This window comes from Devosia yakushimensis, assembly GCF_030159855.1.
GTDB classification, from domain to species: Bacteria; Pseudomonadota; Alphaproteobacteria; order Rhizobiales; family Devosiaceae; genus Devosia; species Devosia yakushimensis.
Genome location: NZ_BSNG01000001.1, coordinates 3,185,863 through 3,199,086, shown reverse-complemented (window position 1 = coordinate 3,199,086; position 13,224 = coordinate 3,185,863). Strand labels below are relative to the sequence as shown.

The window sequence follows — 13,224 nt, the reverse complement described above, 5'->3', positions numbered from 1 at the left end:
GGCTGCATTGTTCAGTCGGGGCTTGGCCGGCCCCTGGGGGCACTATCGGCTGATTGGGCTTAACATCCCGTATATCGGCCTTTTTTGAAGAGGGCGCGCAAGGTCAGCGCAATGTTGGGACACTCTTATGGGCCCCATTCGCGGTCCGGCGCTCCGGCCTCCGCAAAAGAAAAATCGGCCGCGACAAATTTGGGAGTTGCGCAGCGGACGATTCATAGGCGAAACAAGAACATGCGGCTTCGGCTGTCCCATCCACCATCCATATGAGTGTGCCACGCGACAATGGCGTCTTCGACATTTCTGATCGCAATTGTTGCCGTACCTTTCATCGCCAGTCTCCTGGCGGCCATATTGCCGCAGTCTGCCCGCAATGCCGAAGCCTGGCTGTCGGGTGCCGTGGCCATATTTGGCCTGGCGGTCACCATCTGGCTCTATCCGCAGGTGACCGATGGTGGCGTGCTGCGCCAGGAAATCTCCTGGATTCCCGAGCTTGGCCTCAATCTGATTTTCCGCATCGACGGCTTTGCCTGGCTGTTCTGCCTGCTGATCACCGGCGTCGGGCTCTTGGTCGTGCTCTATGCGCGCTACTACATGTCGCCCAAGGATCCGGTGCCGCGCTTCTTCGCGTTTTTCCTCGCCTTCATGGGCTCCATGCTCGGCGTGGTCCTGTCGGGCAATATCGTGCAATTGGTGATCTTCTGGGAATTGACCAGCATCACCTCCTTCCTGCTCATCGGCTACTGGTTCCACCTCGCCCAGGCCCGCGACGGCGCCCGCATGGCGCTGACGGTCACTGGGCTCGGGGGCTTGGGCCTATTGCTGGGCATGCTGATCATCGGCCACATCGTGGGCAGCTACGATCTCGATGTGGTTCTGGCTTCGGGCGACCTCATCAAATCGCACCCGCTCTATGTTCCCGCCCTGCTGCTGGTCTTGCTGGGCGCATTGACCAAGAGCGCCCAGTTCCCCTTCCAGTTCTGGCTGCCGCACGCCATGGCGGCGCCGACCCCGGTCTCGGCTTATCTGCATTCGGCAACCATGGTGAAGGCAGGCGTATTCCTGCTCGTCCGTTTCTGGCCGGTCATGGCTGGCACCGATGCCTGGTTCTGGATCGTAACCTTTGCCGGCCTCACCACGCTGATGTTGGGCGCCTATATCGCCATCTTCCAGACCGATCTCAAAGGCCTGCTCGCCTATTCCACCATCAGCCATCTGGGCCTGATCACGACCCTTTTGGGCATGAGCAGCCCGCTGGCCGCCGTCGCCGCGATTTTCCACATCGCCAACCATGCCACCTTCAAGGCATCGCTGTTCATGGCCGCCGGCATCATCGACCATGAAACGGGCACGCGTGATATCAGAAAACTCAGTGGCCTCTTCCGCTTCATGCCGTTCACCGCGACCCTGGCCATGGTTGCCAGCGCGGCCATGGCCGGTGTGCCGCTGCTGAACGGGTTCCTGTCCAAGGAAATGTTCTTTACCGAAACGGCGCTGCGCGACGCCAATCCCTTCGTCAACCTGGCACTGCCGATTGGCGCCACGGTCGCCGGCATGTTCAGCGTGGTCTATTCGCTGCGCTTCGTGCATGGCGTGTTTTTCGGGCCCCCTCCCACCGAACTGGATCGCGTGCCGCACGAGCCGCCGGCGCTGATGCGCCGCCCCATCGAAATCCTGGTTCTGGTCTGCCTTCTGGTCGGCATCATTCCCGGCATTACCATCGCCCCGTTCCTGGCTGCGGCCGTGGTTTCGGTGGTGGGTCCCGACACACCCTATTACAGCCTCTCGGTCTGGCATGGGTTCAACATTCCCCTGGCCATGAGCGCCATCGCCCTGGTCGGCGGTGTGCTGCTCTATCTGGCGCTCTACAATTATCTGAACCGCGGCATCGAGGGCCCCCCGCTGATCCGCAATCTCAAGGGACAGCGCATTTTCGAGCGGGTTCTGGTCACCATTTCCTGGAAATGGGCCAAGGCCCTGGAAAAGTTATTGGGGACAAGACGACTGCAGCCCCAACTGGCGCTTCTGATGACCCTTGCCGTCATTGCCGCCTTCATTCCGCTGCTCGGCGGTGTCGGGCCGCTGGCTGGCTCCCCAACGCCCTTCGATCCGGCCTTTGCCCTGGTCTGGGCTGTGGGCATTGTCTGCGCCGTGGTCGCTACCTATCAGGCCAAGTTCCACCGCCTCGTGGCCCTGGTCCTGCTGGGCGGGGCAGGGCTGATGACCTGCATCACCTTTGTCTGGTTCTCCGCGCCCGATCTGGCCGTCACCCAATTGCTGGTCGAGATCGTGACCACCGTCCTGATCCTGCTCGGCCTGCGCTGGCTGCCCAAGCGTGTCGAATTCCACACCGAAGACGGCCTCTCCCGCAAAGCCCGCTTCCGGCGTGTTCGTGACCTGGCCCTTGCCATTATCGCCGGCTGTGGCATGGCGCTGATGTCCTATGCCATCATGACAAGACCAGCCGGGCAGGGCATTGGCGACTTCTTCCTCGAAAATTCCTACAAGCTTGGCGGTGGTACCAATGTGGTCAACGTCATGCTGGTCGATTTCCGCGGCTTCGACACGCTGGGTGAAATCACCGTGCTCGGCATTGTCGCGCTGACCGTCTTTGCCCTGCTGCGCCGCTTCCGCCCGGCCTCGGACTCAGTCGAAAAGCCCGAACAGCAGCGCATCCAAAATGCTTTCGACGATCAGCGTCCCGATCGCAATTCGGGCGACACCATCAACGAATATCTGATGATCCCCGCCGTGATCATGCAATGGCTGTTCCCGGTGATCATCGTGCTGGCGCTGCATATTTTCCTGCGCGGCCACGACCAGCCCGGCGGTGGCTTTGCCGCTGGCATCATCATGTCCATCGCCTTCATCCTGCAATATATGGCCGGCGGCACCCGCTGGGTGGAAGAACGGCTGCGCATCCTGCCGGTCATCTGGATCGGCTCGGGACTGCTCCTGGCCCTGCTGACGGGGCTCGGCTCCTGGCTCTTTGGCTATCCCTTCATGACCACGGCGTTCCAATATGCCGAAATCCCCTTTATCGGCCGGGTGCCCATGGCCACCGCGCTGCTGTTCGATCTTGGCGTGTTCAACCTCGTCGTGGGCGCCACCGTGCTCATCCTGATCGCCCTGGCGCACCAATCGGTCCGTGCCCCCCGCGTATCGCGGCGGCTACCGCCCGTGGTGCGCGAGGAAGCGGCGCCCAGTCCCGAGGAGGCACGCTGATGGAACTGATCCTGGCTGTCGCTATCGGCGTGCTGACCACTTGCGGCGTATGGCTGCTGCTGCGGCCACGCACCTTCCAGGTGATCGTGGGTCTGTCGCTGCTCTCCTATGCGGTCAACCTCTTCATCTTCGGCATGGGGCGTCTTCGTATCGACGCGGCGCCCGTCGTCGAGGGTGGCGTGATCGATCCCGCCAATTATACCGACCCGGTGCCGCAGGCCCTGGTGCTGACCGCCATCGTCATCGGCTTTGCCATGACGGCGCTGTTCCTCGTCGTGCTGCTCGCCGCGCGGGGCTTTACCGGCACCGACCATGTTGATGGGCGGGAACGCTGATGCATATCTTGTTCGATCATCTCGTCATCCTGCCCATCCTGTTGCCGCTGGCCACCGGTGCGATCCTGCTGTTCCTCGATGACCGGCTGCGACCGGTCAAGGCAGCCATCAACTTTGCATCCACCATACTTCTGGTGATCCTGGCTGCTCTATTGGTGCGCCATGCCGCCGAAGCCGGGCAGGCGGGCGCTGTCGGCAACGCCACCTATCCGCTGGGCAATTGGCCCGTACCCTTCGGCATCGTTCTGGTGGCCGATCGCCTGTCGGCCATGCTGGTGCTCTTGACGGCCATTCTGGGCCTTTGTGCGCTGGCTTTCTCGCTGGCCCGCTGGCATGCCGTCGGCCCCAGCTTTCATAGCTTGTTTCAATTCCTGCTGATGGGCCTGTGCGGCGCCTTTCTCACTGGCGATCTCTTCAATCTCTTCGTCTTCTTCGAAGTCCTGCTCGCCGCCTCCTATGGCCTGGCTCTGCATGGCTCGGGCTCCGCACGTGTCCGGGCGGGCCTGCATTATATCGCGATCAACCTTGCCGCCTCCTCGCTGTTCCTCATCGGCGCGGCCCTGATCTATGGCGTCGTCGGCACGCTGAACATGGCCGATATCGCCGCCCGCGTGGCCCATGTGGCCGATGCCGACCGTGGCCTGCTCGAAGCCGGCGCCGGCATTTTGGGCATTGCCTTTCTGGTCAAGGCCGGCATGTGGCCGCTCGGCTTCTGGCTGCCCAATACCTATGCCGCCGCCAGTGCGCCTGTTGCAGCGCTCTTTGCCATCATGACCAAGGTCGGCATCTATGCCGTGCTGCGCCTGTCCTTGCTGGTCTTCGGCGATGAGGCCGGCGCTTCGGCCGGCTTTGGCCACGCCTTCCTGCTCTATGGCGGCATGGCTACAATCGCCTATGGCGCTATCGGGGCCCTGGCCGCCCAATCCACCGCCCGCCTTTCGGGCAATCTGGTGCTGGTCTCCTCGGGCACGCTGCTGGCGGCCATCGGCTTCGGCAATGCCGGGGTGGTCAGTGGCGCGCTGTTTTACCTGGTCAGCTCGACGCTCGCCATCAGCGCGTTGTTCCTGCTGGTCGAACTGGTCGAACGCATTCGCATCGAAGGCGCCGACATTCTGGCCGTCACCATGGAAGCCTATGGCGACGATGAGGAAGAGGACGAGGAACAGGAGGTCGGCGTCATCATCCCCGGGGCGCTTGCCGTGCTGGGGATCAGCTTTGCCATCTGCGCCCTGGTGCTTTCCGGCCTGCCGCCGCTCTCCGGCTTCCTCGCCAAATTCGCGATGATTTCGCCCATGCTCAATCCCGAAGGGCTGGCGACCGTCAACGAAGTCTCCCCCTCGGCCTGGTGGCTGGCGGGCCTGCTGATTTTCTCGGGCTTCGCCGCGCTCATCGCTCTTACCCGCACCGGCATCAACACGTTCTGGGCGACCATTGCCGAGGGACCCGCCGCCGTACGGGTCATTGAAATCCTGCCGGTCGTCGTGCTGCTTGGCCTCTGCGTCACCATGGTGGTGCTGGCCGGACCGATCATGACCTATTTCGAGGCGGCTGCCACGGCCCTGCATGCCCCCGCCGGCTATATCTCCGATGTGCTGGCGGCGCCGGTCGTGGTGGATATGGGGGCTACGCCATGAAGCGCATCCTGCCCTATCCACTGCTCTTTGTCGGCCTGCTGCTGATGTGGCTATTGCTGCAGCAATCCCTCGGGCTGGGTCATATCCTGCTGGGCGGCCTTATCGCCCTGGGCGCCAGCCATGCCATGGCGGCCCTCCAGCCCGAGCAACCCACCATCCGCCGGCCCTTCAAGATTGCCAGGTTGATCGTGCTGGTGCTGGTCGATGTGGCTCGCTCCAATCTCGCCGTTGCCAGGATCATCCTTGCGGGCCGCCAACCGAGCCACAAGCCGGGCTTTCTGCTGCTGCCCCTTGACCTCAAGGACAAGAGCGGCCTCGCCGTTCTCTCCTGCATCGTGACTGCGACCCCCGGTAGTGCCTGGCTGGAATATGATCCGGTCGATAGCACCGTACTCATTCATGTTCTCGATCTTGTCGACGAGCAGGAATGGATCGACACCATCAAGCATCGCTACGAGGCCCGGCTGCTGGAGATTTTCCAATGAGCGCTGCCATCCTGTTTTGGACCTTGACCACCGCCCAAGTCCTGCTGGCCCTTGCCATGGTTGCCACCATCTACAGGGTTATCAAGGGCCCACGCGCGCAGGATCGGATCGTCAGCCTCGACGCACTGTACGTCAATGCCATGCTCTTGCTGATTGTCTTCGGCATCCGCTACGGCACCGCCATCTACTTCGAGGTGGCCCTGATCATCTCGCTGCTGGGCTTTGTCGGCACAGTGGCGCTCGCCAAATTCCTCATGCGCGGCGAGGTGATCGAGTGATCCCGGACGATCTGCCCCTCTGGCTGGCCGTGCTGGTCGGCCTCTGCGTCCTGCTCGGCGCGTTGCTGACCTTGCTCGGCAGCATCGGCCTGGCACGTTTTGCCAATTTCTATGAGCGCCTCCATGCCCCCACCCTGGGCTCCAGCCTGGGCGCCGGATTTATCCTGCTCGGCTCAGTGCTCTATTTCAGCATTACCGGCCAGCGGCTATCGGTGCATGAAGTGCTGATCTTCATCTTCGTCTCGGTCACCACGCCCGTAACGCTGATGCTGCTGGCCCGCGCCGCGCTCTATCGCGACCGCGAGGAAGGCAATGGCAACGTGCCGCCCTCCCGCTTTGGTCGTGAAGACAGCTAAAATCAAAAGGGCCCCACCGGATCGATGGAGCCCTTTTCTAGCGACTTGTGGCCGAACGCCCTATTCAGCCGGGGCGTGTTCCGCCTCCGTATCGTCAGGTGCTTTGGGCAGGAAGCGGCGGGTAAAGCGGCTGAAGCTGTCGATATAGGTCAGCATCACCGGCACCACGACCAGCGTCAGCGCCGTCGAGCTCAATAGCCCGCCGATCACCGCATGGGCCATGGGCGCGTTCTGCCCGCTGCCTTCATGCAGGCTCAGCGCCAGCGGCAACATGCCGAAGATCATGGCCAGCGTCGTCATGATGATCGGCCGGAAGCGCGTCGCGCCCGCTTCGACCAGCGCCTCATAGAGGTTCCAGCCTTCGCGCACATGCTGGTTGGCATTGTCCACCAGCAGGATGGCGTTCTTGACCACCAGGCCCATCAGCATGATGAAACCGATGGCCGAGAACATGTTGAGCGTCGATCCACCCACCAGCAGGCCCAGCATCACGCCGATCAATGCCAAGGGAAGCGAGGCCATGATGGCCACCGGCTGCAGGAAGCTGCCGAACTGGCTGGCGAGCACCAGATAAATGAAGATCACCGCCAGCAGCAGCGCCGAACCGGCCGCTCCGGCAGTCTCGTTGAGATCCTCGACGTCGCCACCCATCGACGAGCGGTAGCCGGTCGGCATGTCGAGACTGTCGACGGCCGCCTGCAGCGCGCCGGTCACCGAGCCCAGCTCGACACCCGACACATTGGCGGTGACGCTGACCTGCCGCGACAGGTCCTGCCGCAGGATTTCCCCCGGACCTTGCGATTGCACGATCTGCGCCACTTGGTCGAGCCGCACCATGGAATTGGAGCCGGTCGCCCCGCTCTGCGTGATCGGCAGGGAACCAAGCGTCTCGATATCGTCGCGGGCCCATTCCGGCAGCCGGACGCTGACCGTGTAATTGTCGCCATTGGGGGCGGTCCAGTCGGTCACTTCCTCGCCACCCAGCATCGGCCCCAGGGTCGAGCCGATCTGCTGCAGGCTCACCCCCAGATCGCTGGCCAGGTCCCGCTCGATCCGCACGCCCAGCACTGGCTGGGCATCGTCCAGGCTCGACTTGATATCGATCAGCCCGTCGATCTGCCCGAGCCTGGCCATGAGCTGGTCGGCCAGTTGCTCCAATATGGTGAAGTTGTCGCCATAGATAACAATGGAGATCGGCGCGCTAACGCCACCCAATCCGCCCGCGGCGCCCACGGTCGTCTCGACCCCCGGGATTTGTTGGAGCGCAGTGCGAACCGGATCGGTCATGTCCTGCGGGCTGCGGCTGCGCTCGGATTTCTCCACCATGGAGACCACGATGGTCGCTTTGTTGTCGCCCGTCGTCGTGCCGGCATTGATCGTGGCATAAGTGCCCGCAACCTCCGGGAAGCGCTTGAGCGTCGCGTCGATCTGGCGAACCTTGGAGGCGGTATAGTCGATGGACGAGCCGGTCGGCGTTTCGATATCCACCTGGAACTCGCCATTGTCGGTCGCCGGCACGAATTCGACGCCGACCAGCGGGAACAGGAAGAATGTGCCGATAAACGAGGCCACGGCGATGGCCAGCGTCGTCTTGCGGAATTTGAGGCACCAGCGCAGCAGGCCGCGATAGCCTTCCCCGATCCACTGGAAGAAGCGGTCGAATTGCGCCACCGCCCGGCCGATCGGACCGCGCTTGGCATCGGGATGCGCCGCTGGATCGTACCAGACACTGCTCATCATCGGGTCGAGCGTGAAGGCCACGAAGAGCGAGATCAGCACGGCCACCGAAACGGTGACACCGAACTGCAGGAAGAAGCGCCCCAGAATGCCTTCCATGAAGGCCACCGGCAGGAACACCGCGACGATCGATAGCGTCGTCGCCAAAACGGCAAGGCCGATTTCATTGGTGCCGTCGAGGGCCGCCTGCCGGTGCGATTTGCCCATATGCAGGTGCCGCATGATGTTCTCGCGCACCACGATGGCGTCGTCGATCAGGATACCGACCGCCAGCGACAGCGCCATCAGCGTCATCATGTTCAGCGTGAAACCCAGGAAATAGAGCACGATCATCGCGCCGATGATCGAGATGGGCAGGGTCAGCCCGGTAATGACAGTCGAACGCCACGAATTGAGGAAGAGGAACACGATCAGCACGGCCAATACCGCGCCTTCGATCAGCATGTTCTGCACCGCGTGGAAGGAATCCTCCACCGGCACCGCATTGTCGCGCACGATTTCCAGCCGCACATCGTCGGGCAGCTCATTGGCCTGCATATTGGTAATGGCCGCGCGCACATCCTTGGCGACGCCAACCGTATTGGCGCCCTGCGTTTTGACCACATCGATAGCCAGCGCCGGCTGGCCATTGAGCAGTGCCATGCTCACGATATCGGCCTGCCCGTCCTCAATGGTCGCCACGTCGCGCAAATAGACCGGCTGCCCGCCCTGGCGGGCCACAATGATGTCGAGGAAGTCGTTGGCCTGCTCGATGCGGCCTTCGACCTGGATCGACTGCACTTGCGAGCCCTGCGTCAGCGAGCCCGCCGGCAGGTTCTGGTTTTCCTGATCCAGGGCCTGGATCACCTGGCTCACGCCCACATTGAAGGCATTGAGCTTGTCGGGATCGACCAGCACATTGAGCTGGCGCGGCACGCCGCCGACCACGGTGGCGCGGCCCACGCCGGAAATATTGGACAGCCGGGCCACGATGACGTCTTCGGTCAGTGCCGTCAGGTCGCGCGGCGACAGCGTCTGCGAGCTGACCGCCACCGATATCACCGGCAATTCGGCCGGATCGAACCGCAGCACCTGCGGGTCGCCCGCATTGGTTGGGAATCCCGCCTCCACCGTCGCCAGCCGGTCCCGCACGTCCTGTGCTGCAACCTGCGAATTGACGCTCATGTCGAAGAAAATGAGCACCATGGCCTGGCCGGACTGCGAGGTCGACTGGATATTATCCAGCCCGCCAATCGTATTCACCGCCTCTTCGATCGGCTTGACGATGTCGTTTTCCACCGCCTCGGGCGAGGCGCCGGGATAGCTGACCACCACGGCCACCACGGGAAAGTCGATATCGGGCAATTGCTCGATCGGCAGGCGCTGGTAGGAGTAGATGCCGAAGACCAGCATGGCCACCATGATCATGGTGGCAAAGACCGGATGGTTGACGCTGATGCGGGTGAGGAACATGGATCAGTTCTCCACCATCTCGATGCGATCACCCGGCTGCAACTGGGTCAGCACGGCACTGACAACGACGTCGCCGGCGCTGATGCCCGACGCGATCTCAATCACCCGGCCGGCATTCCATTCTCCGCCCTTTTCGATCCCCTGGCGCACCACCTGCTCGCCATCCACCTTGAGCACGTAAAAGCCCTCTGCATCCTCCCGGATTGCCCCGCTTGGCAGGGCCAGCGCATCGGGTTGCTCCTTGACGGCAATCTGCCCGGTGGCAAACATCCCGCCGCGCAGCAGGCCTTCTGCATTGTCCATGGCGATATAGACCGGAATGGTGCGGGTACCGGTCGCGGCGACCGGATTGACCCGCTCGACATTGCCCTCAAAGCTGCGTCCGGCAATGCCTTCCACAGTTACCGTGACGGCCTGACCGGGCTTCACCAGTGCCCCGGCGCTGACCGGCGCAGCCGCGTTGAGCTCGACCGTGGTCAGATCCACAATGGTCAGCACGGCCGTTCCCTGCTGCACCATCTGTCCCGGCTCGACGGTCCGTTCCGAAACAATGCCCGTCATAGGGGCCTTGATCGTGGCATTCTGCACGCCAATGCGGGCCGCATCCACCTGGCCTTCCAGTGCCGCAAGATTGGCGCGCAGGGCGTCAACGCTGGATTGCGCCTGTTCCAGACCCGACGAGGCCGTCAAACCGCGTTCGATCAGGTCCGTTGTCCGCATCAGCTGGCTCTCCGCCAGCACCAGTTGCGCGCGGGTCGCCGCCGCCGTGCTGGTCTGCTGGTCGAGCTGGATGCGCAGGCTCTCGGTATCGAGCTGCACCAGCACATCGCCCTCGTTCACCGCATCGCCCGGCCGCGCCATCACCGCGACCGCACGCGCGGAAACCTGCGAAGCGACCTGCGTCTGCCGCTGTGGCCCCAGCGAGCCGGTGACCTTGACCGCCTGCACCAGCGTTTGCGGCTCGACGGTGGTAATTTCGGAGGCGACCAGCTGCATGACCGGCTCTGGCGCAGCTGCTTCCACTGGAGTCTCGGGCGCCGGCTGCATGGCCTGGAACAGGAAGAAGCCGGCCACGGCGAGCACCGCCAGCACCAGCAAAATCCATGGCCAGCGCCGGCGGCGTGGCTTGAGACCTGCCGCGACCCGGGCTTCATTGTCTTTTTCGCGCTTGCTCTGTGCCCATTCGGGCTTGGCGGCGGGAGCATTCATGGCTGGGCACCGTCTGAGTTGTCGGCCTGCTCATCGAAATGGCTGGCCCAGTTGGCAAAAAAATCGGCTGATCCGGAATAGAAATCGGCTAACTGGCGGACCCGGCGCTTGGCCGGACCTGCACTGTCGGGAAAAAGCGCTTCGGTCTCCAGCACCTGCGCGGCCGAACGGCGCATGCGGGTGCTGATGGTTTCTATCATGCGACTATAAGGCTTTTGGCCCAATTCGTAATAGTCACGACGGTCGCCCGGCTTGCTGGTCTGCCGGATCATCCCGGTATGAAGCAGCAGGCGCGCATTGGTGCTGGCACTGGCCTTGCTGATGCTGAGCCGCTGCGCCATTTCGTCCAGCGCAAATGGGCGCCCCTCCACCAGCAGCAGCCCAAAAATCCGGCCCGCTATGCGTGGTGCGCCGTCAGTCTGGCTGATGACCCCCATCAGCTCGATAAAGGCATCGACATAGGAAGTATCCATCGTCAAATGGATAGAAAATTCATATCGTTCAGTCAACATTGAACGATATGAACGGTCCGGCAAAAATGACAATGCCGGCGGCTCGGAGGCCACCGGCATTCAGATTGGCTCAAGAGCTGATTAGTTCGTGGCGGGCGGCAGGGTCACGCCATAGATTTCGGCCAGATCGTCCAGCATCATATAGGCGCAATAAATGCCGCCGCCGGCATTCCATGCCAATTCACCCACGCGCTGCGCCTTGCCGGCCTTGACCGCCTCCAGATTGAGCCAAAGCGGGTCCGCCAGCCACTCGTCCATATTCGCCTTGCCTTCGGCATTGTCATTGTCCGAGGAGAAGTAGAAAATCCGGTCCCCCGCCATTTCGGGGATGCGCTCTTTCTGCACTTCGGTGAATGTCTCGAGGTGATCCTGTGCCGGCGGTCGCTTGAAGCCGACAAGGTCCAGCACCACGCCCGGGAAGCTGCCACGGAAATAGAGCCGGGTCCGCGATGGCGAGAAGCGGACCAGCGAAATCTGCTCATTAACGCCATCGCCAATGGCGGTGGCCAATTGCTTGGCGCGGGCTTCAAGCGCCGCCACATTCGCTGCAGCCTTGTCGCCTAGCCCCAGCACCTCGCCATAGAATTGGTAATTCTTGAGCCAGCTTTCCCCGATGGTCTCCGACATCACCGTGGGAGCGATGGCCGAAAGCTGCTCATAAATCTTTTCCTGGCGCACCTTGGTACCGATGATCAGGTCGGGTTCGAGCGAAGCGACGAGTTCGAGATTGATCGCCGTCTCGGTCCCCAGCGAAACGGCATCGCCAAGCAGAGGCACAAGATGGGCGTAGAATGGATCGGCATCCCAGCTCTGCGCCGCCCCAACCGGCACAATGCCCAGATGCAGCAGCGCCTCGGTGCCCTCATTGGTAAGGATCACCACCCGTTGCGGGGCGTCGGGCACTTCGGTTGTCCCCATGGCATGGGTCACCTCGCGCGCCATGGCATTGGACAGCATCAGGGCGGCAATCAGGCTGGCAGAGAACAGGCGCTTCAACATGGACAAGCTCGTCTGGACAGAAAAAAGCCACCCGCCTTGCAGCGGATGGCCAGGAATTTAGCGGGTGGACGCCAGCTCATAGTGCTTTTCGATATCATCGAGCAGCAGATTGGCGGCAATGAAACCACCGGCCGTATTCCAGATCGTGTCGGAAACGGCATAGGCCTTTCCGGCCTTCACCACGGGCAGGTTCTGCCAGAGCGGATCGGCGGTCCATTCCGCGGCCACTTTCTCGGCAACGCCGTCACCGATCTCGTAGACGAAATAGAACAGCCGGTCGCCGTCGAAGTCCGGAATGCGTTCCTTGCCCACATCATCGGCAAATTCGGGCTTGTCCTGAGACGCAGGGCGCTTGAAACCGATTTCGCTCAGGATCAGGCCGGCAAAAGTGTCCTTGTAGTAAATGCGGGTCATGCCGGACATGAAGCGCACCAGCGAAACCTTCTCTTCGAGCAGCGGTCCGGCTTCTTCGGCGATCTTGGCGATACGCCCGTCATAGGTCTCAAGCGCTGCCTTGCCTTCGGCGCCCTTGCCGGCGGCGTCGGTATAGAGGGCCATATTGACCTTCCAGTCGCCGCGCAGGCGTTCCGACATCACGGTCGGCGCGATGGCCGACAGCTGGTCGTAGATCTTTTCCTGGCGCATCTTGTTGCCGATGATCAGGTCGGGTTCCAGCGCCGCGATGGCCTCGAGATTCACCGCCGATTCCTCGCCAACCACCGTGACGTCAGCCATATCGGCCGCGATGTGATCATACCAGGGCTCGCCCACCCAGGAGCGAACGGCCCCAACGGGGGTGATGCCGACAGCCAGCAGGGCCTCGGTACCTTCATTGGTCAGAATAACGATCCGCTGGGGGCTGTCCGGAACATCGGTCGTGCCCATGGCATGGGTAATTTCGCGGGCGAAAGCGCCCGGCGCCAGCGCCAGCACCGTAGCGCAGGCCATCGCCGCGAATGTGTTGCGAAGAGTGGACATGACAATCCTAAATCTTGACATGAGGGA

General features: G+C 62.5%; 11 protein-coding genes. 6 read left to right on the top strand and 5 right to left on the bottom strand.

Features of this window, described 5'->3' with window-relative positions; genetic code table 11:
- Positions 1-282: 282 nt before the first annotated feature.
- The 6 genes from QQL79_RS15460 to mnhG are packed head-to-tail and all read left to right on the top strand — an operon-like array spanning position 283 to position 6,310.
- Entirely contained in the window at positions 283-3,222 is a 2,940-nt protein-coding gene (locus QQL79_RS15460) for a monovalent cation/H+ antiporter subunit A (protein WP_284392384.1), read from the top strand.
- On the top strand, positions 3,222-3,557 hold the full coding sequence (locus QQL79_RS15455; RefSeq protein ID WP_284392382.1) for a Na+/H+ antiporter subunit C: 336 nt from the start codon (positions 3,222-3,224) through the stop codon (positions 3,555-3,557). The genes QQL79_RS15460 and QQL79_RS15455 overlap by 1 nt, the downstream gene beginning before the upstream one ends.
- The gene (locus QQL79_RS15450) at positions 3,557-5,191 is read left to right on the top strand and encodes a monovalent cation/H+ antiporter subunit D (RefSeq protein WP_284392380.1); all 1,635 of its coding nucleotides are present in this window, start codon (positions 3,557-3,559) and stop codon (positions 5,189-5,191) included. Before QQL79_RS15455 ends, QQL79_RS15450 begins: the two co-directional genes overlap by 1 nt.
- Complete coding sequence (locus tag QQL79_RS15445) at positions 5,188-5,676, top strand: Na+/H+ antiporter subunit E (RefSeq protein ID WP_284392378.1); 489 nt, start codon at positions 5,188-5,190, stop codon at positions 5,674-5,676. Before QQL79_RS15450 ends, QQL79_RS15445 begins: the two co-directional genes overlap by 4 nt.
- Positions 5,673-5,954, top strand: a complete 282-nt coding sequence (locus QQL79_RS15440; protein WP_284392376.1) for a K+/H+ antiporter subunit F — start codon at positions 5,673-5,675, stop codon at positions 5,952-5,954. The genes QQL79_RS15445 and QQL79_RS15440 overlap by 4 nt, the downstream gene beginning before the upstream one ends.
- Complete coding sequence (gene mnhG, locus QQL79_RS15435) at positions 5,951-6,310, top strand: monovalent cation/H(+) antiporter subunit G (RefSeq protein WP_284392374.1); 360 nt, start codon at positions 5,951-5,953, stop codon at positions 6,308-6,310. Before QQL79_RS15440 ends, mnhG begins: the two co-directional genes overlap by 4 nt.
- 60 nt (positions 6,311-6,370) lie before the next feature.
- Here the strand turns inward: mnhG and QQL79_RS15430 are convergent, their stop codons facing one another.
- From QQL79_RS15430 to QQL79_RS15410, 5 genes are read right to left on the bottom strand one after another with little or no spacing between them, the layout of a single operon-like run.
- Positions 6,371-9,499: an efflux RND transporter permease subunit gene (locus QQL79_RS15430; RefSeq protein ID WP_284392372.1), complete on the bottom strand. Its 3,129-nt coding sequence runs from the start codon at positions 9,497-9,499 to the stop codon at positions 6,371-6,373.
- 3 nt (positions 9,500-9,502) lie between these two features.
- Positions 9,503-10,708, bottom strand: a complete 1,206-nt coding sequence (locus QQL79_RS15425; protein ID WP_284392369.1) for an efflux RND transporter periplasmic adaptor subunit — start codon at positions 10,706-10,708, stop codon at positions 9,503-9,505.
- Positions 10,705-11,280 carry a GbsR/MarR family transcriptional regulator gene (locus QQL79_RS15420; protein ID WP_284392368.1) on the bottom strand — a complete coding sequence of 192 codons (576 nt, stop codon included), beginning with the start codon at positions 11,278-11,280 and terminating at the stop codon, positions 10,705-10,707. The genes QQL79_RS15425 and QQL79_RS15420 overlap by 4 nt, the downstream gene beginning before the upstream one ends.
- Positions 11,281-11,301: 21 nt before the next feature.
- Complete coding sequence (locus QQL79_RS15415) at positions 11,302-12,219, bottom strand: ABC transporter substrate-binding protein (RefSeq protein WP_284392367.1); 918 nt, start codon at positions 12,217-12,219, stop codon at positions 11,302-11,304.
- A gap of 57 nt (positions 12,220-12,276) precedes the next feature.
- Positions 12,277-13,197 (bottom strand): ABC transporter substrate-binding protein, encoded by a 921-nt coding sequence (locus tag QQL79_RS15410; protein ID WP_284392365.1) that lies wholly within the window; start codon positions 13,195-13,197, stop codon positions 12,277-12,279.
- Between the last annotated feature and the right edge of the window lie 27 nt (positions 13,198-13,224).

What these genes read in the sequence shown, in the direction of transcription:
- QQL79_RS15460 (WP_284392384.1), top strand. Translation starts at nt 283, where the DNA reads ATGGCGTCTTCGACATTTCTGATCGCAATTGTTGCCGTACCTTTCATC.
- QQL79_RS15455 (WP_284392382.1), top strand. Translation starts at nt 3,222, where the DNA reads ATGGAACTGATCCTGGCTGTCGCTATCGGCGTGCTGACCACTTGCGGC.
- QQL79_RS15450 (WP_284392380.1), top strand. Translation starts at nt 3,557, where the DNA reads ATGCATATCTTGTTCGATCATCTCGTCATCCTGCCCATCCTGTTGCCG.
- QQL79_RS15445 (WP_284392378.1), top strand. Translation starts at nt 5,188, where the DNA reads ATGAAGCGCATCCTGCCCTATCCACTGCTCTTTGTCGGCCTGCTGCTG.
- QQL79_RS15440 (WP_284392376.1), top strand. Translation starts at nt 5,673, where the DNA reads ATGAGCGCTGCCATCCTGTTTTGGACCTTGACCACCGCCCAAGTCCTG.
- QQL79_RS15430 (WP_284392372.1), bottom strand. Translation starts at nt 9,499, where the DNA reads ATGTTCCTCACCCGCATCAGCGTCAACCATCCGGTCTTTGCCACCATG.
- QQL79_RS15425 (WP_284392369.1), bottom strand. Translation starts at nt 10,708, where the DNA reads ATGAATGCTCCCGCCGCCAAGCCCGAATGGGCACAGAGCAAGCGCGAA.
- QQL79_RS15420 (WP_284392368.1), bottom strand. Translation starts at nt 11,280, where the DNA reads ATGCCGGTGGCCTCCGAGCCGCCGGCATTGTCATTTTTGCCGGACCGT.
- QQL79_RS15415 (WP_284392367.1), bottom strand. Translation starts at nt 12,219, where the DNA reads ATGTTGAAGCGCCTGTTCTCTGCCAGCCTGATTGCCGCCCTGATGCTG.
- QQL79_RS15410 (WP_284392365.1), bottom strand. Translation starts at nt 13,197, where the DNA reads ATGTCCACTCTTCGCAACACATTCGCGGCGATGGCCTGCGCTACGGTG.